Annotated in this window: 18 protein-coding genes; 7 read left to right on the top strand and 11 right to left on the bottom strand. The window is 37.3% G+C overall.

Annotation, left to right across the window (positions count from 1 at the left end):
* Positions 1-21: 21 nt before the first annotated feature.
* From H7A25_17050 to H7A25_17035, 4 genes are all read right to left on the bottom strand, one after another.
* On the bottom strand, positions 22-2,133 hold the full coding sequence (locus H7A25_17050) for an adenylate/guanylate cyclase domain-containing protein (protein MCP5501613.1): 2,112 nt from the start codon (positions 2,131-2,133) through the stop codon (positions 22-24).
* Between the two features lie 217 nt (positions 2,134-2,350).
* On the bottom strand, positions 2,351-3,151 hold the full coding sequence (locus tag H7A25_17045) for a tryptophan synthase subunit alpha (GenBank protein ID MCP5501612.1): 801 nt from the start codon (positions 3,149-3,151) through the stop codon (positions 2,351-2,353).
* Positions 3,152-4,348 (bottom strand): tryptophan synthase subunit beta, encoded by a 1,197-nt coding sequence (gene trpB / locus H7A25_17040; protein ID MCP5501611.1) that lies wholly within the window; start codon positions 4,346-4,348, stop codon positions 3,152-3,154. It abuts the gene before it with no gap.
* Between the two features lie 17 nt (positions 4,349-4,365).
* Positions 4,366-6,102, bottom strand: coding sequence for a proline--tRNA ligase (locus H7A25_17035; GenBank protein ID MCP5501610.1), 1,737 nt, complete (start codon positions 6,100-6,102; stop codon positions 4,366-4,368).
* A 222-nt stretch (positions 6,103-6,324) separates the two neighbouring features.
* Between H7A25_17035 and H7A25_17030 the strand changes: the two genes are divergently transcribed.
* The 4 genes from H7A25_17030 to H7A25_17015 all read left to right on the top strand — a co-directional run bounded on the left by H7A25_17030 (position 6,325) and on the right by H7A25_17015 (position 11,298).
* Positions 6,325-7,107, top strand: coding sequence for a Uma2 family endonuclease (locus tag H7A25_17030; GenBank protein ID MCP5501609.1), 783 nt, complete (start codon positions 6,325-6,327; stop codon positions 7,105-7,107).
* Positions 7,107-7,889 carry a Uma2 family endonuclease gene (locus H7A25_17025; GenBank protein MCP5501608.1) on the top strand — a complete coding sequence of 261 codons (783 nt, stop codon included), beginning with the start codon at positions 7,107-7,109 and terminating at the stop codon, positions 7,887-7,889. The genes H7A25_17030 and H7A25_17025 overlap by 1 nt, the downstream gene beginning before the upstream one ends.
* A 68-nt stretch (positions 7,890-7,957) precedes the next feature.
* The gene (locus tag H7A25_17020) at positions 7,958-9,553 is read left to right on the top strand and encodes a caspase family protein (GenBank protein ID MCP5501607.1); all 1,596 of its coding nucleotides are present in this window, start codon (positions 7,958-7,960) and stop codon (positions 9,551-9,553) included.
* Positions 9,554-9,609: 56 nt separating this feature from the next.
* Positions 9,610-11,298, top strand: a complete 1,689-nt coding sequence (locus tag H7A25_17015; GenBank protein ID MCP5501606.1) for a DUF1566 domain-containing protein — start codon at positions 9,610-9,612, stop codon at positions 11,296-11,298.
* Positions 11,299-11,351: 53 nt separating this feature from the next.
* Here the strand turns inward: H7A25_17015 and H7A25_17010 are convergent, their stop codons facing one another.
* Positions 11,352-11,762 (bottom strand): putative toxin-antitoxin system toxin component, PIN family, encoded by a 411-nt coding sequence (locus H7A25_17010; GenBank protein MCP5501605.1) that lies wholly within the window; start codon positions 11,760-11,762, stop codon positions 11,352-11,354.
* Positions 11,759-11,974, bottom strand: coding sequence for a hypothetical protein (locus H7A25_17005; GenBank protein MCP5501604.1), 216 nt, complete (start codon positions 11,972-11,974; stop codon positions 11,759-11,761). Before H7A25_17005 ends, H7A25_17010 begins: the two co-directional genes overlap by 4 nt.
* Positions 11,975-12,576: 602 nt before the next feature.
* Here H7A25_17005 and H7A25_17000 point away from each other — a divergent pair.
* Positions 12,577-12,978 carry a hypothetical protein gene (locus H7A25_17000; GenBank protein ID MCP5501603.1) on the top strand — a complete coding sequence of 134 codons (402 nt, stop codon included), beginning with the start codon at positions 12,577-12,579 and terminating at the stop codon, positions 12,976-12,978.
* Between the two features lie 89 nt (positions 12,979-13,067).
* On the opposite strand, the gene H7A25_16995 is transcribed toward H7A25_17000, so the two are convergent.
* The 3 genes from H7A25_16995 to H7A25_16985 form a co-directional block, all read right to left on the bottom strand.
* Positions 13,068-13,478, bottom strand: a complete 411-nt coding sequence (locus H7A25_16995; protein ID MCP5501602.1) for a hypothetical protein — start codon at positions 13,476-13,478, stop codon at positions 13,068-13,070.
* 136 nt (positions 13,479-13,614) lie between these two features.
* Positions 13,615-14,589 (bottom strand): alpha-E domain-containing protein, encoded by a 975-nt coding sequence (locus H7A25_16990; protein ID MCP5501601.1) that lies wholly within the window; start codon positions 14,587-14,589, stop codon positions 13,615-13,617.
* A 10-nt stretch (positions 14,590-14,599) separates the two neighbouring features.
* Complete coding sequence (locus H7A25_16985; protein ID MCP5501600.1) at positions 14,600-16,039, bottom strand: circularly permuted type 2 ATP-grasp protein; 1,440 nt, start codon at positions 16,037-16,039, stop codon at positions 14,600-14,602.
* Positions 16,040-16,430: 391 nt separating this feature from the next.
* Between H7A25_16985 and ilvB the strand changes: the two genes are divergently transcribed.
* Positions 16,431-18,155 carry a biosynthetic-type acetolactate synthase large subunit gene (gene ilvB / locus H7A25_16980; GenBank protein MCP5501599.1) on the top strand — a complete coding sequence of 575 codons (1,725 nt, stop codon included), beginning with the start codon at positions 16,431-16,433 and terminating at the stop codon, positions 18,153-18,155.
* Here ilvB and H7A25_16975 read toward each other — a convergent pair.
* Entirely contained in the window at positions 18,103-19,758 is a 1,656-nt protein-coding gene (locus tag H7A25_16975) for a Na/Pi cotransporter family protein (protein MCP5501598.1), read from the bottom strand. The genes ilvB and H7A25_16975 overlap by 53 nt on opposite strands.
* A 10-nt stretch (positions 19,759-19,768) precedes the next feature.
* Positions 19,769-20,875: a hemerythrin family protein gene (locus H7A25_16970; GenBank protein MCP5501597.1), complete on the bottom strand. Its 1,107-nt coding sequence runs from the start codon at positions 20,873-20,875 to the stop codon at positions 19,769-19,771.
* 220 nt (positions 20,876-21,095) lie between these two features.
* On the opposite strand from H7A25_16970, the gene H7A25_16965 reads away from it, so the two are divergent.
* Positions 21,096-22,508 (top strand): hypothetical protein, encoded by a 1,413-nt coding sequence (locus H7A25_16965; GenBank protein MCP5501596.1) that lies wholly within the window; start codon positions 21,096-21,098, stop codon positions 22,506-22,508.
* Positions 22,509-22,621 lie beyond the last annotated feature (113 nt).

Below are 22,621 nucleotides of genomic sequence, written 5' to 3'. Positions count from 1 at the left end.
TTTTTCCCGGCATTAATAAAATTATTGTAACTTTAAATGCCTCTTCATCTTTTCATAATCCTTGTCATCAACTAAACCAATCAGCTCATAAATTCGCACAGGAAAATTCTTCCCTTTAACTTTTACAAGATCTAATTCTCTTGCATAAACTCTATCTTTAACCTTTTCATACGTATATTCAGATATAATAATATTCGTTGCATACATTTTATTGGATCCTTCCAATCTGGATCCGAGATTTATTGTATCTCCCATACAGGTATATTCCATTCTGTGAGCACTTCCCATATTACCCACAACAGCCAGACCGGTATTTAAGCCAATTCCTATATCAATAGAAGGTAAGCCTCTCGTTTTCCAATCTTCCTGCATTTTCTTTAAATGTTCCATTTGGTACAGAGCTGTCACACAGGCATAATAGGCGTGATCCTCTAACTGCATAGGTGCTCCCCAGAAGGCCATGATTGCATCTCCCATATACTTATCGATAGTTCCCTTATATGCAAGGACAATTTCTGTCATGGCCGACAAATACTCATTCAAGAGACTTACAAGCTGTTCCGGACCTAAGGATTCGGAAATGGTAGTAAAGCCACGAATGTCGGAGAAGAAAATAGTGATTTCTTTCTTGGAACCTCCCAAAGCTATTTTAGAAGGATCTTTTAGAAGTTCATCTACCACATCCGAAGAAACAAATTTGGAGAAAGTATTTTTAATATATTTTACATTGGCCTCTTCTCCGAAGATTTTAAAACCAATTAAACTCACAAAAATCAGAATCTGTTCCAGAACTACAGTCGGAAATGGGATAATCAAATGCATATTTTTAAAACTATAGAAAGCAAACCCTACAAAACCGAGTACCAGAAGATTGATGAATATAAAAGCAAACCAGGTTTTCAAGCGTGGCTGAACAAGGCCTATAAAAAGTCCCATACATAGATAAATTAGAACATTCGTATAGAACTTGGTAGAAAAGAGAAAGTCCTGGTTAAGAATCGTATTTAAAGTATGAGCGTGGTGTTCAACTCCGGAGATTTCTCCAAAAGGAGAATAGTGCTGGTCTTTCGCTGTATCCAGTCCGGTTGCATAGTACATGGCGACTAAAAAAATTGTATTCTCCATGCGGTTGTTAATCGGAGTTTCGGTATCCCAGTCTTTAGCTACTTCATGAAAATGATGTACTCGAAAACTATTACGCCCACCAGCAAAATTAATCTGCATTCTACCGTAATCATCTATAGGAATGGTAATCGTTCTTTCCGGATTCGGTCGAGTCATTATATCCTTGCTTTCGACCTGTAAAGTTTTCATATTGAAAGTTTCTATTTTTTTATTCGGGATATTCTTAATCTTCACATATTTCCCAACTACAATTTCTGTATCTTTCACCACATCTACATCATAATATCCGCAGGCAACTAAAAGGTCTATAGAAGGATAATATTCAAAACCATTTTCTACCGGAATTTTAGCATACAGGGGCATGGTACGGTTAATGTTAGTGGTTTCTTTTAAAATATTCGCAAACCCGGCTCCCGCTACACTTCTCATGACAGGACCTATAGGAAGGTGCGGAAAACGTACAAAAACTTTTCCACGATTACCCGGATCAACGACATTCTTTAAGCGAAACTTCTGATACTCCTTCAAACGCTCATCATAATGCTTGATTTCCTCTTTTATTTCCGAAGAAGAATACATTGGAAAGTCGACATAGACCTCCTTATTTCTTCGAATAGCAGCTTCTAAGTCCACCTGCTCCGGTTTTTCATCCAGAAAGAAAACGTCAAACATCAAAACCGCATTGTCTGTCTTACTGAATACATCAATGATGTTCATGTAATATTTCCAGGGAATCGGCCATTTACCGCTCAGGTTTTCTATAGACTCAGTTGTCAAACCAATGATTTGTATATCGCTTCTGGCTTCAGCCGGAGGATTGTAAACCGTATACTGCACTTCTCCCTTGTCATTGGTACGAACCCTTCGCCCATCTTCATTCTTAGAATAGTAAAATCTCCAGGATATAGAGTTTTCTTCGAGATTATGAAAAGGTTCAGATGAATTAGAAACCGCTATCATTAGAACAGTAATGACAAAAGAAATCCAGAGTCCGCCACTGATTTGCATTTTCTTTGCTACGTGAGTAATAGCCCGAAAAACAAAATAAGCACTTACAGAAAAAAGCAAGCCAAAACAAAGAAGGATAAACTTGGTACGATTATCTATATCATAACCCAAGTTTACAATATAACTCATAGCAGCCAGGGAAAGAATATTTATAACAATCCAAATATAATGTCGTATTTTTAATTTGTTGTTTTCTTGCATATAAGACTCCTTTATCTCAGGGAATGCTATTCCGTATTTCCCGTATATAATGATTTAAGCGTTTATTACACTCATCCGGTACATTCGAAAACTCTTCTATTATTTTTTGTATCGCGGATCCAATTATAATTCCATCTGCATATTGAGAAATTTCCCTGGCCTGTTCCGGTCTGGAAATTCCAAAACCGGCACAAACCGGAATTTGCATAGTAGACTTCACCAGCTCTATCCGTTCACGTAAATTTTCAGGAAGTGAATTTCTCGTACCGGTGACTCCAAAAGAGGTTACATAGTATATAAAACCCGAGGCAAACTTTTTTGCCTGTTTCATCCTGGCTGTAGTCGTAGCCGGGGTGACTAATTGAATGATATCAACTTTATATTTCTCAGCGGCTGCAAATACCGTAGAAGAATCCTTCGAATCAAAGGGAATATCCGGTATAACCAGGCCCCGAATACCGGAAGCATAAGCTCTTTCAAAAAACTTTTCGATTCCGTAATGACTTACCGGGTTGAAATAAGTAAGATAAACGAGAGGAGTATTCGGATGATTCTGGTGAATTTTATCGGTAGTGTTGAGTACCTTTTCTACAGAAAAGGGATTCTTCAAGGCTCTCTTATAAGATGCCTGTATAACCGGTCCATCGGCGACCGGGTCGGTAAAAGGAATTCCCAGCTCCAGAATGTCCGCTCCTCCCTCGATAATGGACTTGGCCCATTCCACACTGAGTTCATAGGTTGGATCACCCAGAGAAATATAGGCGATGAATTTTGACTTAGGGCTTTGTTCTGAAAAACAATCCAATAAACTTCCCAACTATTTCTTCTCCATAAGTCTGAGCACTTCTTCCACATCCTTGTCTCCCCTACCGGATAGACAGATAACAATATCCTTGTTTTTCCCGAGTTCTTTTGCGAGAGTTTTTGCCTTTGCGAAAGCATGGGAAGATTCCAGAGCCGGGATAATTCCTTCGGTTCTTGTTGCTTCCAAAAAGGCTTCGAGAGCCTGAGCATCATCCACACTCGAATACTGCACCCGACCTATAGACGAGAGATAGGCGTGCTCCGGCCCGACTCCGGGATAATCCAGACCGGCGGAAACCGAATGTGCGGGAACTATTTGACCTTCTGCATCCTGGATAATAAGAGTCTTGGTTCCGTGCAGATAACCCACCGTTCCTGTAGTAATAGTTGCCGAGTGGTCACCGGGTTTCGTTCCCCTTCCCCCTGCTTCAACCCCGTATAGAGCCACCTTCTTATCCTCTAAAAAACCATAAAACATCCCGATGGCATTGGAACCACCACCCACGCAGGCTACTACCGCATCAGGTAATTTCTTATTCTGCTTTTTAAATTGCTGTTTAGTTTCTTTTCCAATAATACTTTGAAAGTCTCGGACAATTACCGGGAAAGGATGGGGTCCAATGGCCGAACCTACAATATAATGGGTTGATTCTACATTTAAAGCCCAATCCCGCATAGCTTCCGAAGTTGCATCCTTGAGAGTGGCCGTTCCCGCACTCACCCCCACTACTTTCGCACCCAGAAGCTCAATTTTTTCTGCATTCAGCTTCTGGCGGCGCAGGTCTTCTTCTCCCATGTAAACAACAGTTTCAAAACCGAAAAGTGCTCCTACAGTTGCCGTAGCCAGACCGTGCTGTCCGGCCCCGGTTTCCGCGATAATTCGCTTTTTCCCCATGGCCCTCGCTAAAAGGCCCTGTCCTATGGTATTATTAATTTTATGGGCCCCGGTATGGTTTAAATCTTCTCGCTTAAGCCAGATATAGGCTCCATCCCAGGATTTGGTAAGTCTTTCCGCGAAAGTCAAAAGAGAAGGTCTACCGATATAATTCACATTATAATATTCCAGCTCTTTTAGGAATTTCGGACTATTCCTATGCTTTTTATAAACCGCTTCTAATTGCTTGAGAGCCGGTGTCAGGACTTCCGGGGAATAACGCCCCCCGAACTCCCCAAAATAACCATTTTCTTCGTTAAACTCTTCGTCTTTCATAAAAATCAGGTGCTTCCTTAAACACTCAGTTCCGCGTAAAGCTCCTGCCTTACTTTTAGAATTTCCTTCAGAAGGTCTTCTTTGGACGTAAAAGGGATATTTTTCTCAGTATTTTCCCTGCGGACAGCAAGGGCGTATTCCTGGGACTCAGAAAACTTTTTCCCAAAAACCACACGAATGGGAATACCGATAATTTCGGAATCCCTGAGTTTAAAACCGGGACTTAAATTCCTATCATCATACAGGACATCCACCCCGTTTTGCTGTAAAAACTCATAAACTTCGTCTACAATCTTCAGTTCTTCTTCTTTTTTCAAAATACTTACAAGAGAAACCTCGAAAGGTGCCACGCTTATCGGCCAGATAATACCTTTTTCATCATTACCCTGTTCAATAATAGTAGCCATTGTCCGGTTCACGCCGATTCCGTAGCAGCCCATTGTTGGTACCGCGTTTCTACCGTTTTTATCGCTTACGGTAAATTCAAAGGCTTCGGTATATTTCTTTCCGAGTTTGAAGATATGGCCTACTTCTATGCCCTTTTCGATTTTCAGAGCTTTTTTGCACTCCGGACAGGGATCATTTTCTATGACCAGGGCGAAGTCTTTGTAATCCTTGAATACAGAATCCCTTGAAATTACAAAGTTTTTCACATGCTTATCTATTTCATTTGCACCGGCTATATAGCCTTTTCCGGGCTGAATACTGTTATCTATATAAACAATGAAATCCTCAGAAACTTTGATTCCGGGACCTGTGTAACCCGGAACTAAAGAAAGCTTTTCGCATTCCTTAGTGGAAAGAGGTCTGAGTTCAGTACAGGCAGTAAGGCTTTTTAACTTGGCTTCGTTCACCTCTCTGTCTCCCCGGATAAAAAGGATGAAGTTTTTCTCTTCGTCTCCCTTCAGCATAACCGCTTTGATAGTATCTGCCGGAGTCTTTCCTAAAAATTTTGCTACCTCTTCTATGGTTTTGGTACCGGGAGTATCCACGACTTCCGGAGAAGAGGCTTCGGGTTGCCCGCTTTTTGTCTCGCTTAGAAGCGGAGTCTTTTCAACATTACTGCGATACCCGCAGGAAGGACAAATAGCCAGACTTTCCTCTCCTATAGGAGAAACCACCATGAATTCTTCTGAACCCGAACCTCCCATGGCACCTGAATCTGCCTGAACGGGAATGGTTTCCAGACCGCAGCGGTGGAAAATATTGCGATAGGTCTGTCTCATCTGCTGATAGGTTTTATCCAGACAGGCATCGTCCAGGTGAAAGGAATAAGCATCTTTCATCGTAAATTCACGGGAGCGAATCACGCCAAAACGAGGACGAATTTCATCCCGAAATTTTGTATGAATCTGGTATACATTCCGGGGAAGGTCTTTATAGGACTTTAAAATAGGTTTCATGAGACTGGTAAAAGTCTCTTCGTGTGTGGGCCCGAGAGCATAATCCTGCTCGTGTCTGTCTTTTTGACGAAACATTTCCTTTCCCATTTTCGTCCAGCGACCGCTCAGTTCCCAGAGTTCAGCCGGAGTTAAAATGGGAAGCTCGAATTCAAGAGCTGATGCAGAATTCATCTCTTCCCGAACGATATTCTCGATTTTCTTGAGAGTACGTAAACCGAGGGGAAGATAACTATAAAGACCGGAAGACACTTTTCGGGCAAGGCCGGCTCGAATCATTAACTTATGGGAGGCCACTACCGCGTCTGAAGGGTCTTCTTTGGTTGTAGGTATGATATAATTAGAAGCTTTCATATTTATCCTGAAGAATAAAGTTACATTATTTTTAAGGCCTTTTTCACGAAAAGCGAGTTTTTATACACTGAGACTATTTAGGATTTTATTCGAGTATCCACAAAAAAAAAGCCGGAAGTTTCACGCAAACAAACCACCGGTGGCTCGCCTGCTTCCCTGAAAAAATGAAGTGGACTAAATATTCTTGTCATGATATAAATTGTTAGATTAAATGGTAAATATATGAATGGTAACAGAACTGTAGCTACAATAGAGCTTACCTTTCCATCGAGCATTACCCTCGATACAGAGGTGCTGGCAGGTTTTCAGAGCCATAATCCCGACCTATACTTAGAACTAAAGGATTCGAATTTAATCATCCGCGAAAGAGAACTGCATTTTTCCCAAATGGATTTTTTCAAACTCCATTTACCCTTTAAAATGCGGGAAGAAGAACTTTTTGAGCTGGATAGGCTCAATGACAACCTGAAACTGGAAGGAGAAGAGGATTTAATCCTGATTAATATGGGAACATCATTTTTTATCGGAACTTTTACACTTTTAATTGGAGCAACGCTAATCTATTGGAATAGAAAGATGAAATTGGGTAAAGTTACCGATTCTTCTACCGGTCATGACCTGGAAATAAACGGTAAAAAAAAGCACCGCATTCCCGATGTCTCCTTTATTGCCTTTACAAAATTTGCTCACCGCGTTCTTGATATGAGTTCTCGTGCCGGCTCTCCCACCCTTTGTATCGAAGTTGTTTCTCACAAGAAAAGCCTGAAGCAGGATTTAGCCAAAATGGCAGAAGACTGGATGGCGGGTGGTGCCGACATCGGCCTTGTCGTTTGTCCGCATCACCAGAAATACTATGTTTTCGAAAGAGACAGAACCGGATACAATACCGTTTCCTTTGCCAGACCTTTTACCCACAGCCTCCTTCCACAACTGGAACTGGATTTTGCTGCCCTCTTAGCAGAAGCCATAGAAGAAACCAAAAGAGCTGGAGCTGAGTTGTCATAATGAATGGTAACAGAACTGCAGCTACAATAAAACTTACCTTTCCACTGAGTATTACCTTAGATGCAAAGGTGCTGGCAGGTTTTCAGAGCCATAATCCCGACCTATACTTAGAATTGAAGGATTCGAATTTAATCATCCACGAAAGAGAACTGCATTTTTCCCAAATGGATTTCTTCAAACTCCATTTACCCTTTAAAATGCGGGAAGAAGAACTTTTTGAGCTGGATAGGCTCAATAACAACCTGAAACTGGAAGGAGAAGAGGGTTTAATCCTGATTAATATGGGAACATCATTTTTTATCGGAACTTTTACCGTAGCAATACTGGGAACATTATATATATGGAATAGAAAGATGAAATTGGGTAAAGTTACCGATTCTTCTACCGGTCATGACCTGGAAATAAACGGTAAAAAAAAGCACCGCATTCCCGATGTCTCCTTTATTGCCTTTACAAAATTTGCTCACCGCGTTCTTGATATGAGTTCTCGTGCCGGCTCTCCCACCCTTTGTATCGAAGTTGTTTCTCACAAGAAAAGCCTGAAGCAGGATTTAGCCAAAATGGCAGAAGACTGGATGGCGGGTGGTGCCGACATCGGCCTTGTCGTTTGTCCGCATCACCAGAAATACTATGTTTTCGAAAGAGACAGAACCGGATACAATACCGTTTCCTTTGCCAGACCTTTTACCCACAGCCTCCTTCCACAACTGGAACTGGATTTTGCTGCCCTCTTAGCAGAAGCCATAGAAGAAACCAAAAGAGCTGGAGCTGAGTTATTGTAATGATCATACATCCTTATTGCTGTTGCAGCATCTTTACTTGCCATATTAGAATTTTTATTTAAAAGAAAATGAAAGCATATTCCCTATTTCTCATATTCTTCCTTATATTCTCTATTTCTTATGCCGCTCCCAAGAAAAATAAAACCACTCAGAAATCGGAACTACAACTTCTGAGAGAAGAAATGCAGACCTTAAAAGACAAAGTGGAAAAACTCGAAGGCCAAAAAATAAATAATCCTGCAAAGCCTGAAGAGAATTCTAAAGAAAAGAGCAAGGTGGTTCCCAATGAAGAGGAGGAAGCAGTCAGCAAATCCCTTGAAAAACGCCCACATAGAAAATATAATAACGCTCGAAAAAAAGGCCTCAAGATACAGGAACTCAGTGAGAATAATATCGGTAAGCGGTATGCAATCGTAATCGGAATCAATAACTACGAAGACATATCCATAAGCAATCTCTCGAAAGCCAGAAATGATGCAATTGTCATGGCAAAACTTCTGGAAGCCCAGGGACAATTTGAAAAGGTTTTCTTAATGACTGATGATATTGATAATAAAGGAAAGAATCGTAATCTTTACCCTACCCGCCTGAACATTTTAGCCAAACTGGACAGTGTCTTAAACTTTGCGACAAGCGATGATATGGTCTTATTTTTTTTCTCCGGGCATGGCATCTCTGATTATGATGAAAACGGTTACCTGGTAACGGTTGATACTTTAGCAGAACATAAATTTAACTCATCTCTAAAAGTTCATGAAATAGTCTCTCGTTTACAAAAAAAGGGTATCAAAAAATCTCTTCTAATCCTCGATGCTTGCCGGGATAAAATCTATACAAGTAAAAGTACGCAACAAAATCCTTTGCGACAGGAACAATTTGAATCCGCAGAATTAGCGGCTACTTTTTATTCCACCAAGGCCGGCTATTACTCCTATGAAGATGAGGATTCAGATTTTGGAGTATTTACCAAACATTTAGTCTATGGTATTGAAGGTCAGGCAGATTCTAACAAAGATGGTGTGGTTACTTTTGGAGAACTAAAACTATTTGTCCAACAGAGTGTTCGTGACTGGTCTTTAAAGAATAATAAAGAACAAAAGCCCTATGTCAAAATTTATGGAGAATCTTACGGAGACCTTGCCATTTCCATAACTCCGGTTCTACCAGAAAAAGGAGAAAGTCTTGCTGATAGGCGCATTCCCAAGAAAACCCGTATCCCTTATATCTGGCGTTCGGCAGTTCTTCCCGGCTGGGGACAATACCATGATGACTCTAAGAACCGTGGCTATGTTTATATGGCAACGGGTGCAGTATTAGGATATTATTATTTAAGTAACCGCTTACAATTGGATAAATTACAAAAGAACTACGATTCCGGTTTTGTATTGCCGGGAAGCCTTCTTCTACCCACCTACCTGGACATGCAATCTCGAAAAGATGCACTAATCAAACAGGAGTCTAAAACAGATATTGCCTACTATTTATTCATGAGTTTCTGGGCATGGAATATCTACGATGCTGCTGTTTATGAAAAACAGGACGGTTTTCGATTCTGGGAATTTGCTATGTATCCGAGATTGACTCCCAATACAATTTCCTCCACAGCAAGTACAAACGTAAGGAGGGAAACTTTTGGTAAACTAAATTTTTTTAAAAAATTTTAGACTAGCCGAAGGTTTTTAAGAATTCAATGAAATTTATAAAAAACTGAGAGACAAAGATGAAAAGAAATGTGTTTACTCTATATTTAATTCTGGTATTTGTAATGGGTTGTTATCTCTTACCTCCGGAATCAAAGCTTAAAAATCCATTTGATGGGCCTTTGCCTTTTTTTGCTACTTTACTGGATGATTTGTCCCGTCAGTTGAGTGCGTCGAATACGGCCAATACCATTGAGGTAAGCGGGGTGATTGATACGGTTGCAGAAGGTCAGGCTTTTACTGTAGGAATAAAGCTGTCAAAAGCACCGGCAGGAACAGTCTCTGTAAGTATTTCTTCGAATAGCTCTGCTTTGACTCTGAACGGAGCTACTACCTATACCATTTCGTTTAATGGGTCTAATTATTCATCGGAGCAGTATATTACTGTAGCAACGAGAATAGACAGCAATAATGTGAATGAGTCGGTTACACTTTCTTTCAAAGCGGAAGGTTTTTCGGAAGTTACAAGGGTGGTGACTGTTTCGGATGACCTGATTCCTGTGATTACGGGAACTCCGAGTTCGATAGAGGAAGGAAAAACGGCTACGATTCAAGTAAAATTATCAAAAGCTATTACCCTCAGCAGAGAGCTAAGCATAAACTCCAATAATGCTGCTATTGCTGTGAATGATTCTTCCCGTGTGGTTCTGACTTTTGATGAAACCAATTGGGATAAGGAACAGAATGTGGTTCTTACTGCTGTGACGGATAGTAATACGGATTCGGAAACAGCGAATCTCTCCTTTGTGTTGGATGGCTCGGGGATTGTAAACTACAGTGTAACCAATCAGGAACAGGCTTCCGGCACTGTAGTAAATACATTTTCTTTGAGTAATGTTCCGACAGAAGTTCATGAAGGTATGGATACAGAGCGTACGATTTATATTCGGTTATCACTAAAGTCTCCAACCACTCAAAGTGTTAGTATTATCAGTGATAGAAATACAGTTACCATTATACCATCAACATTAATATTTACACCTGAAAATTCAACAGTGGAACAAAGCTTCCAGATAAGCATTTTAGGAAAACCAGATGACAATACTAATGATGATACCATAAATATTATTTTAAAAGCTGATGCCTTAGAGACATACACATTGCCTATTAAGGAAATTGATAAACTTCCTGCAGAATGCTATTCAGCAGAAGCATGGAGTGAAGCCGGTTGTTTTTGGGATAATAACAATGGTACTGTTTTATTTAAAGGTGCTGGAGCTTTCCTTGGAACCACATTGGTCTGGATGAAATGTACACAGGGTCAAGTCTGGAACTCAAGCAATAACGACTGCACCGGAATCGGTAGTAGTGCTGACAACTATGGGGCTGATAATAACAGGTTGCAATATTGTACATCAAACGATAATTCCTGTGATGATGGAACAAGCCTCACCAGTGGTTCAGTTTTTTCTTCCTGTGATTCTCTATCTTTTACAGGTAAAACAGATTGGAGGGTTCCATCAATAAATGAATTAAGCTCACTCATTTATTGCAATGATAGAATAATACCAACTAGCGGGCAATGTAATAATTTTAGTTCACCTACAATAAATTATTTATTTCCAAATTCAGTATCGTCCTTTTATTGGTCTACAAATTCCGATCGCACTTGCTGTGCATGGGTTGTTCAATTCTCTACCGGTTTTGCAAGTACCGGTGGTGTTAAATATTACCAAGAACTTGTCCGTTGTGTTCGCACCGGGCCGTAGTTCGATACGCCACCATATTTATAGTTGGAGAGGGCTTACAGTGTAGTTTTTACTTATTCAATTAATGGTAAAATTTCTTTAAATTCAGAATATTTTATAATTTTGATATTTTTATAAGGGTTCAAAACAAGTAGATCTTCATCTCCGGTAATGATGAAATCTGCTCTGGCATTTATTCCCATTTCTAAAAGAAAATTATCCTTTGGATCACGACAATCAGAGATGTTTCCTTCAACATCTACAAAAAAACTAACTTTTTTGAGTAGAATTTCTAATTTTTCAATTTTCTCATAAGGAATTATTTTTTTAAACTTTGGCCTTTTTAGAACTCCAATAATTTCATCAAGTTGTTTATCTGATAAAATCAAATCATATCTTTTTTGAGTAATATCATTCAAAATTTCAGAAGTATATTTTCCTAAAAGTGAACTAATAAAAAGGTTGGTATCAATTACAACTCTCAAACAAATTTTTCCTGACGATAACTTTCTACTTCTTTACTTATATCATCCATGGAAAGAGGAATTGATTGTCCTAACACGAGAAACTCTTCAAAAAGCAATTGTAATTCAGAAAACTTATTTAACTCCATGAAAAGAGTTTTTTTTTCATCTTCTGGTAATTGTAAGATAAGCTCTATAATTTGATTTACTCCAATATTAAGGGTTGCAGGCATGTTATTTCTCCTTTCTGGATTATTTTTTCATCGAAAGTATTGTCAAGTTTGATTTTCCTTTTTTTGTAGTAATATCGCATTCGTCTTATATTTCCCATAAAGCGGCCAAATTCATTACAAACGCTCTCTCTATTATGCTAAGTACGGTGTCCCCGCCGGAATGGGAAGGAGTGGAGGCCTTGGAGAGTAAGTAATTATTAAGGAAGAATGAAAAATTAAGAATGAGGGCTTATAGCCCGTTCTTTAGAGCGGGGATGCACAATCATCGAATTCCAAATTCCTTCTCTTCATCATAACGCACAAGATAAACTTGAATCGCTACCCCCTCAATGCTCTCCACACCTTCCTTCGACTTAGTCGATGATAAGAACAAATTTTTGATTTTTCCCAATTCATCGGCCAACAACCGAAAATAGGTGCTTTTGCCGGTTTGCCTCGGTGCCCATATAGTGAAAAGATGTAGAAGTTTTGAAGAGTAAGTGTCCACTAAAACGTAACTAACTCTACTTCGTATTTAAAAAATGTTTCCCATTATACAGGTTTCATATATTTTTGTAATTTCATAATTTCTTAGTTAACTATAATTTTCACAAGGACAAAGCATGAATCGAGAAACAATCATTGATGAAGAATCAGCCAGTTTATATTTTTATCCCGAATTAAAAGTAATACACCACTCATTCCATAAGTTTCTTAATGATGGTACATTTAGAAGGGTTCTAACGAAAGGGGCTGATCTTTTTATTAAACATAATTGTAAAAAATGGTTATCAGATGATAGACAAAGTCCCATAATCAAAAAAGAAGATCTTGATTGGGGAGTGCAACATTGGACTCCAAGAGTTACAAAAGCCGGATGGAAATACTGGGCGATAATTTTACCGGATAAAGAAGTGGGAAAAATAATGATGAAACCTTTAATTGAAGAGTATTCTAATAATGGAATAACCGTTAAAATATTTAATGATGATGTATCAGCCTTAAAATGGTTAAGTCAACAATAGTTAGATTTACCGCAAGTTTCTATTTCCTCAAAAAAGTAAGCGAACCTTCCCTGATTCGCTTACTTTACGATAATTCAGCTACTTGAAAATTATTTTAAATCTTCTAACCAGGTAGAATCTTTAAGCTCCTTTTGGGAAGCCTTCTCTTTAAATTCCTTCTTCGCATTCTCATCATTAAGTATATTTTTTAAGATACCTACATAATTATAGCTTCCCTTTAACATAGACATTCCTAAAGAACTTTCCAATACACCGGGTTTAATAAGATTTGATACATGCTTCTGAAAAGCATCAGCATTTTCTAATTTTACAGACATATCTACAGATAAATTTCCAGCATAAACTATTTTATTACTTTCAACTTCTATCAGAGTAGATTTTGCGACCTCTTCTGAAAAAAAAGTAATATAATCTGTTGGACCCGGGGTCACACTTACTGTAAGCGTACCGGACTTTCCGACCGAAGAACTGGATGAAGAAGTTTGTCCCATAGGTTTCATTGAGTAAAGCACTGCACTGCTACATACTTCCCTGGTTTTGCGTTAAACAGATATTGTCTGTCATTGGCTGAGTAATTAGAAGCGAAGATCTACTATTTTCAAAAATTGCATATAAAATTAGTACCATTCATTTATTTTATAATGCTTTGTTTTTATTTATTATATTTTGAATGGAAAAGAAATCCGAGTAAATAGCTTCAGAAATATGATTTAATTTCTGCTGAAATCTATCAAGATACTCATGTATACCAACTTTAATTATATCAGATATGTCCGAATATTCTAACTCCGACTTAAGAAGTCCCAATTTCTTTGTCGATGTTTTCAAATAACTATTATTTGCATTTCTGGAAATCATACTTAAAGATTTTTCTGCTATCAATAAACATCGCAACATTGCTCTTGGAAATTCTTTATCGAGTATTAAGAATTCAGAAATACTACTAACATTTAACTTTCCATATTTTTTTTGATACATATCATAAGCACTCGCAGATTTTAATAAAGCGACCCACTGAATTAAATCCAGAGGCGTACCTACCTCTTGAGGTGCCGGAAGAAGAATATGGTATTTTACATCAAGTATGCGTGATGTTTTATCAGCTCTTTCTAATAATTTTCCTATATTCCCAAAATGATATCCTTCTGTTCTGGATATCGTTGCATCAAAAATACCATACAACAGTTGACAGCCTTTCTTTATTTCAACAAAAAAACTTCTGGGATCTTGCTTTTGCCAGAATTTTTTTTTGCGCCCTTCCTTCACGAGAAAGTAAAGATAATTTGTTTGCTCCCACACTTCTTTTGTAATTTCCGGTCGAATAGTTCGAGCATTTTCCCTGGCCTGAAGAACACAATTATATATAGAACTCGGATTTTCTTCTGAAAAAGCGAGAAAGTGTATTACATTATTCTTATCAGGTTTATTGTATAAGGATTCAAATAATGCCCAGTCTCCGGTTGTAATTACAAGAGGCTGCCATTGTTCCGGAATGTTAGGAGGAAGATCTAATGATAAATTAAAATTTACATCCATAAACCTTGCATAATTTTCAGCTCTTTCAATATAACGATTCATCCAATAAACTGCATTTGCTACTCTACTTAACATAAAAACTCCTTTATATATTGTCAATCACCCAGGTATCTTTGCTCCCTCCTCCCTGAGAAGAATTTACCACAAGGGAACCTTTTTTAAGTGCAACTCGAGTTAATGCACCGGGGATAATCTTAATTTCTTTCCCAAATAATATGTAAGGTCTCAGGTCTACATGCCGACCTTCTATTGTATTTTCAGAAAGAGTAGGCACTCTGGAAAGATTTATAACAGGCTGTGCTATATAATCCCTGGGATTTTGCTTAATTTTTTTGGCAAATTCTTCTTGTTCGTCTCTAGTAGATTTCGGCCCTATTAGCATTCCATAACCACCGGAGGCATTTGTTTGTTTTATAACCAATTTATCAATATTTTCCAATACATATTTATAATCATCTTTTTCAGAACAAATATAGGTTCTTACGTTGGGAATAATAATTTCTTCTCCAAGATAATATTTGATAATTCTATCAATATAAGCATATACAGCTTTGTCATCTGCAACACCGGTACCGGGTGCATTTACAAGAACTACATTTCCTTTCTTGTAGGCTTTGAACAGACCGGGAACTCCTAAAAGCGAATCTTTCCTAAAAACGAGTGGATCCAGAAAATCATCATCGACTCTTCTATAAATAACATCTATTTTTTCCGGTCCATGAGTTGTAATTTTATATACATAATCATTGTCTACAATCAAATCCTGTCCTTCTACCAGTTCTGCCCCCATTTGCTGTGCCAAGTAGGAATGTTCAAAATAAGCAGAATTATATATACCGGGTGTAAGTACGGCTATAGAAGGAGAATGAAAAGATACAAGTGATTGAAGCATATCTTTCAAGTAATGTGTATAATTATAAACCGGACGAACATTTAACTTTTCGAATAATTCAGGAAAAGTTCTTTTTAATATTTCACGATTTTCTAACATATAAGAAACACCGGAAGGACATCTAAGATTATCCTCCAAAACGTAAAACTGCCCTCCATCTCCTCGAATAAGGTCAGTTCCCGTAATATGCGTCCATACATTTAGCGGGGGATGTAGCCCCAGACACTCTTTTAAATAAGTTTTGCTTGAAAATATTAGTTCCTCAGGAATAATTTTATCTTTCAATATTTTTTGTTCATTATAAATATCATTGATAAAAAGATTCAATGCTGTGATTCGCTGCATTAAACCTCTTTCTAAAAAATCCCAATCTTTACTATTGATGATTCTCGGAATAATATCAAGATGTAAAATTCTCTCTATTCCTTCAGAATCACTATAGACATTGAAAGTCATTCCCAAAGATAGCTGAATCCTATCTGTTGAATGTTGTAATGAATTAAGTTTTTTCCAACCCATCTGTATTAATCTTTCTTTAAAAAGTTTATAATGCGGATGAATTCTTCCATCTTCTATAAACATTTCATCGTAAAAACCAGAGGTATTATAATTTTTTAATATTTCTTTTATCATAATTCACTTCCTAATATATTTATTAGTTATTTATAATTATCATATATATCTAATTAAATATTATAACCTATTTTATTAACTGTCAAGGACTTTACTCAGGTTTTTTTGTTTTTCATAGTCGACTTCACTATTTCAGGATAGCTTTTTAAAATAATTATCGATCTGAATAAAAATTACTTGCTTTTATCGAATTGTAATGCAAAGCTGTAAATATGTTCTCAGGAAAAAGACATACTACATTTAAACTAAACTCTGTCTCTCTAACAGTAGTCCTTGTAGTTATGTACGATACCTGAGAGACAAATATATACGCTCCCGGGTGTCGAAAGGCAAACGGGAAGCACCCACCGCATTCTACGTTTCCTTTTCTCTCCCTGGATAGGAGAATCTTATGAACCAGTTTGAAACAGGAGCCGAATGTATCATTCGCTTCTTAGAAGAAATCAAAACCGAATATATCAGCGGCATACCCGGTGGTGCCAACTTACCGCTATACGATGCTTTATATTCCTCTAATATTCAGCATATACTTGCACGACACGAGCAGGGAGCAGGTTTTATTGCCCAGGGTATTTCCAGAAGTTCTAATAAACTCGGAATCTGCTTTGTTACATCCGGACCGGGCTTCACGAATGCGGTAACTGCTATAGCCGATGCGAATATGGATTCCATTCCCATGCTTATCTTCAGCGGACAGGTTAGCAGTACTTTGAAAGGTACGGATGCCTTCCAGGAAGTTGATGCCTCTGCCATTGCAAAACCTATCACAAAAAAAACGTATTTCATCCAATCGAGTGAAGACTTATACCATATTCTTCCAGAAGCTTTTCACCTATCCCGTAAGGGTAAGCCGGGTCCCATTTTAATTGATATTCCTAAAGATATTCAATTACAAAAAATGGAGAAAAGAAAATTTGTTTTTGAGGATACACTTAAGTTTGAATCTAAACCAGTAAATACCTCTGAAATAAGTGAGTTTATTAATTTATTCAATCAATCTAAAAAGCCTTTATTGTATATCGGAGGAGGAATACAGGCAGCAAAAGCTTCTGAAATCCTAATGCAGTTTGCAAGAAAATACCGGATACCGCTTGTTTCCAGCCTTATGGGTCTCGGTGCCTTTCCATCTATTGATCCACTTTTTTTTGGAATGCTCGGAATGCACGGACTTCCCATAGCTAATTATGCGGTTCAAAATTCTGATCTAATCTTAGCTTTCGGAGTTCGTTTTGATGATAGAGCAACAGGAAACGTAAAGAGCTTTGCTCCAAATGCTAAAATTATTCATGTAGATATTAGCCCGAAAGAATTAGGAAAAATCATCAAACCCGAATTAGGAGTTCATACAGATATTAAGCTATTCTTAAATACTATACTAAAAGAAGCATTAAAAACCAATACAAAATCCTGGTTGGATGAATTAATGTACTATAAGAATACACTTTCGTATTCAAGTCCGAATATACGAAACTTCTTTATAAACTTAAATTCCATTTTTCCTTCGGATACAATTATTAGTACCGATGTTGGAAAGCACCAGATGTGGACAGCACAGTTTTATGCTTTTGAGAAACCACATACACTTCTTACAAGTGGAGGACTCGGCACTATGGGCTTTGGCTTACCTGTTGCTATAGGAGCCGCCCTCGCAAATCCGCATAAAACGCTTGTCTGTATTACAGGAGATGGTTCTATTCTCATGAACCTCCAGGAACTGGCTCTTATCCGGGAGTTAAACTTAAATATCAAAATAATTCTTTTAAATAATCGCTCATTAGGAATGGTTAAACAACAACAGGAATTATTTTATGAAAAAAGATACAGTGCTTCTGACTTCATGTTTATACCGAATTTTCAATCATTAGCAGAAAGTTTTCAAATTCCTTATATTAGCTATTCCTATTCTAATAATCCTAATTTTAAAGAGCATGAAACCTTTTTAAAGAAAAATGGTCCGATATTTATGGAACTTGAAATTCCGGATACAGAAGGAGTATATCCAATAGTTCCTCCCGGAAAAAGCAATTCAGAAATGATTTGCTATCCGGAAGTAGACTTAAGTACTAAACCGAGTCCTTATTCTTTAAAAGAGAAAACTCCCGTGTTGCAGAAATGATTTCCCTTGTAGAAGTAACAAAACTACGATTTACCACAATCAATCTCGACATATCATTTCTGCCGGGATTGAATTCTGCGATGAAGTTTAAGGTAGTCTGTAAGAATTTCTTATCGTCTTCATTAACTTCATCAAGAAGTTTTGTAAAATCGGCTTCTACAAATTCTTCTGAGAGCTTTTTATTTAATTGAGAAGACAGAGAAGTATAATACCTTAACATTTTCTTACGAAACTCTATATAACGTTCATTAAAATATTTTATTTCAGATGCTTCCAGGTTTTCTAAATCGCGGGTAACGTCTCTTAAGTTTTTGGCAGAAAATATAGCTACCCGGATACTATGCAGGAGATGCTCCATATTCCCGGCATCCCATTCCTCTAAAGATTTCTTTTGAATCTGGGAGGATAAAGAATAAAGCTCAGCCTGGTATAGTAAGAGTTCCTCATAAATATCTTCAATCTTCTTGCCTGTAGCAAAATTGATTTCCTGAAGAGATTTATCACTAATAATAAGCTCCGGTTCAAGACTCATAATTTTTAAATTATGATATATACAGAGATCCAAAAAAGCTTTCACTTCTTTTTTAAACTCATGAATCGCTGCTTCCGGAATATCCGTATCTATCAAGGAATGAAAATTTGCATATTGATTATTATCTTTTGGAGAAATCTTTTCTATAAATAATGCAAACTGTTTTACGAACGGAAAGAAAAGTAAAACACCAAATACATTAAACAAACTATGGAACGTAGCCAGGGCTATAACCGGGTCCTGTCCGAGATGTAAAAAATCCTGTATTAGGTAACTATAAACCGGCAATAACAATACGCTGATAAAAGCAGTAATTATATTAAAGAAAAAATGACTGAAAGCAACCTTCTTTTGGTTGGATGTACCTCCAATAGTTCCGAGAAGTACAGTTGCCGTAGTTCCTATATTTGTACCGATGACAATAGCTATAGCCATTTCAAAAGTTATAATTCCGGAGTTAAGCGCCGTAAGAACAATCGCTATCGCAGCCGAGCTGGCCTGTATAAGAGCTGTTAAAACAGTGCCGAATAATAAAAAAGAAAAAAGTCCATACGATTTAAAGGAATTAACATCAAACTTTGAAGCCAACACATCCACACTTGACTTCATATAACCGATTCCCATAAAAAGAAAACCAAATCCAACAAATAAAAGGGAAAGGTATTTCCAAAATTCTTTTTTACCCAATAACACATAGCTGATTCCGCCAAGACCGACAAGAGGCATAGCAAAGGATTCTAACTTTACTTTAAATCCCATTGTAGCAACTATCCAGCTTGTCATAGTGGAACCAATATTTGAACCTAAGATCACTCCTATCGCATTACTCAGATCCATTAATCCGGCACCGACAAATGCCACCAGCATAAGAGAGGAAGCCGAACTACTCTGCAAAATAGATGTACTCACAAAGCCACTCAGGATAGAACGAATTCTTGTTTTTGTATACATCCGAATTAATCTTTTCAGACTCTTTCCGGATAAAGCCTTAATCGCATCCTGCAAAAGTGACATACCCAGTAAAAATATACCGAGGCCCGCCAGAAACTCCCAAACATTCCAGGTTTTCATAAAGAATTCCTTATTTCTCTTTTTTTAATATATTAGCATATAGCCTGAGATGTTCATTTTCTATTTGGAGTTTATTTTCTTGAATCATTTTTTTTATAAAAATAGAAAGTTCTTCCTCTTTATCCTTATAAAATGATAATAACTTTTTATCTTCGATTGCAATATGGGATATGAGCCATTCTTTCAGATCGGAAACCAGACCATATATAGCAGAATAAATTCCTTCTTTCTTTTGTTTTAAGCGAAAACCTAAAAAACTGGTAAATTTTCTATGATAACTGACATGAGTATCCAGGGCCGGATAGTTAAATTCTTTCATAATTAACTCTTCGGTATAGAAGTGATACTTGGAATATTCTATCGCCTGGTATATACTTTTTTGAAATTGAAGCTCTCTTTTCTTGTTATCATTGGTTTGTATTCCCTGTTCTAATTCGACAATAATCTTTATAAGCCAGAGATGCTGAATATCCAGAATAGGAATATCAGTGGACAAAGAATAGGTTTTCCAGAGTTTATAAATATAGGTAGTTTCATTTTTCTCGCGAGCTTCTATTAAATCACTATTATCAGCCACATAGTTATATATTGTAATTTGCTTTCGACTGAGTCTCGTTTCACCTGAATTAAGAAGTTTTTTAAAAACAGGGGCCGCATCTATATTACGATTCTGTAAAAATTTTTGATATTTTTTATCTTCATTTAAAATATGACTGAATAACCACTTCTTTAAAAAATTAATCAATTTTTCCAAAAAATCTGTTTCATTTTTACTATTTTTTTCTTTTACCCGATCCTCTATAAAAAAAATAAATTTCTGATGTTGCTTTTTATGCTCTGAAGTTTCCGGAAAATTAAAGGATTCAAAAAGCTGCTCTTCTACAGAAAAATGTTCAATAGTAAAATCAATGAGCTCCGAAAGAATCTCCTGTAGTTTGACTTCTTTTTCTTCCGAATCCTCTCGTAAATTAATTAGCTCTAATTGAACGATCAGGTTTAACAACCAGATATGCTGTAAATCAAGGATAGGAATATATAACTGGAAGGGTTTGGATGTCCATATCTCCTTTATATGATTCATAACATCAATTTCTGAATTTTCATTTGGAACTTCCATGAACACTCCTATAGTAAATATAGAAACATCTAAGCAGATTTAAAAAATTAGTCAATTTTTTAGCGGGTTTATGGAGAGGGAAAAAAAATGATTTATTTCATCTCAGCTTTACCGGACAAAGTATAAAAAAAACTCTTGATTAATTTGATTTTCCTCACGATTTTTAAAATACAATTGCAAACTTTTAATGGTAATATACCATGTACAGAGTTAGAATCTTATGTCCGATACAAATAGGCCAGTAATAGAAAGAAATGCAGATGGAGAATTTTCCCTGACGAGCTATGGGGAGTTTTTATCCTTCTATCACTCCCATCTTCAAATTTTCAAGAAAATCCTGATGGAAAAACAGATTCCAGCCAAAAAGATTGATTCTCAAATTGAGCAAATCAAAAAATTTATGGTTGCTAATGTAAAAAAAGTTTCCGACTTTACTGATCATATACATGAATTTGCCAGCTTCCTTTCTATGAGAAACGAGCAATTCAATTCCTATATGGGTGAGAATTTCTTTCCTATACTTACAAAAGTTCAACAAAAGCTGGTAGAGCAGGAAGTTGAACTGAAAAAAAGCCTGTCAAGCGACTCCTATCATCTCCTTACAGAAGAAATTGTGGATAAGCTGGGTGAGTTTATGCCTGCCGGATCACGATTTGTGATTATCGATAACCTCTTAGTAATTGAAAATATGAAAACCGGGGCTCTTACCGAACCCGGTGGAGTCCTCAAAGAAATTAAAAACGATCAGGAAGCTTCCGCTGAAAAGAAAATCGCCAAGAAAGAGAAGCCTAAAACACCCCAGAGTGATAACGAGCCCCGCTTTTTAAACGAGTTAGTAGAAACATTTAAGGATGAATTTTTTGGTTCTCCTATCGATGTAAGCGTGTTCCTTCCACAGATGGAAGCAGAGGCAGAAACAGTTATTAAAGAACCGGAAAAACCCAAGCCCATTTTAGATGAAATTCCGGACCTTGATTTTGAGGAAGAAGAGCTGGAGATAAAGACAGAACCCAAACAGGCTACAATTGATTCCGTTGATCTCGACGATATACTGGCCGGAGTTGGTGGAGCAGAGACCTCCTCTCCCAAAAAAGATGAGGCAGATTCTTTCAGTCTCAAGGAATACCAGGATCTTCAAAAAATAGTTTTGAACTACAAACAAAAAGGAGACAAGCAGGCCTACGCCAATTGGTTAAACTCAGAAACGTTTCCACGCAAGTGCGTTGTTTCCATTAAGAACGCCCTGAGTTCTGAAAAAGCCGGTCAGTCTATAAACTGGCAGGATCAGTATAAAGCCATGGGGGCTAAATCCGGTTTATCTATAACTGTAATTCAAAAGTTACACCTGAAAGTAAAGCACTTTGAATTCGTACGCGGCATCTTCGACTTTACCGTAAAAGAATTTAAAAACTTCCCACCAAATGTGCTCCAACTGGCTAAAAACGGCTGGCCTCATTTTCTGAAAGCTTATGAAAAAGCACCTGATTACTCAGAAGTAGAAACAGGCATTCGGGACATTCTTTCTAAGATAAAAGATCCGACCCTGCGCTCTCCCATAGAAAATATCTTACTGAAGGGATTAAATAAAATCAAATCTGATTTTGAAACCAATTATAAGAAATTATCTCAATAGCTTTTTTTTATAATCCAAAGAATCTTCTGGAATTAATTTTACTAAGCCTTAATTAGGTACTAATATATATTTCCTGCAATTATAAACCCTCTTCTTTTGAGGGAAGAAAGAGC

The organism is Leptospiraceae bacterium (assembly GCA_024233835.1).
Lineage (GTDB): Bacteria > Spirochaetota > Leptospiria > Leptospirales > Leptospiraceae > JACKPC01.
The sequence above is the reverse complement of the archived record's forward strand: the minus strand, read 5'-3'. Positions and strand labels throughout refer to the sequence as shown.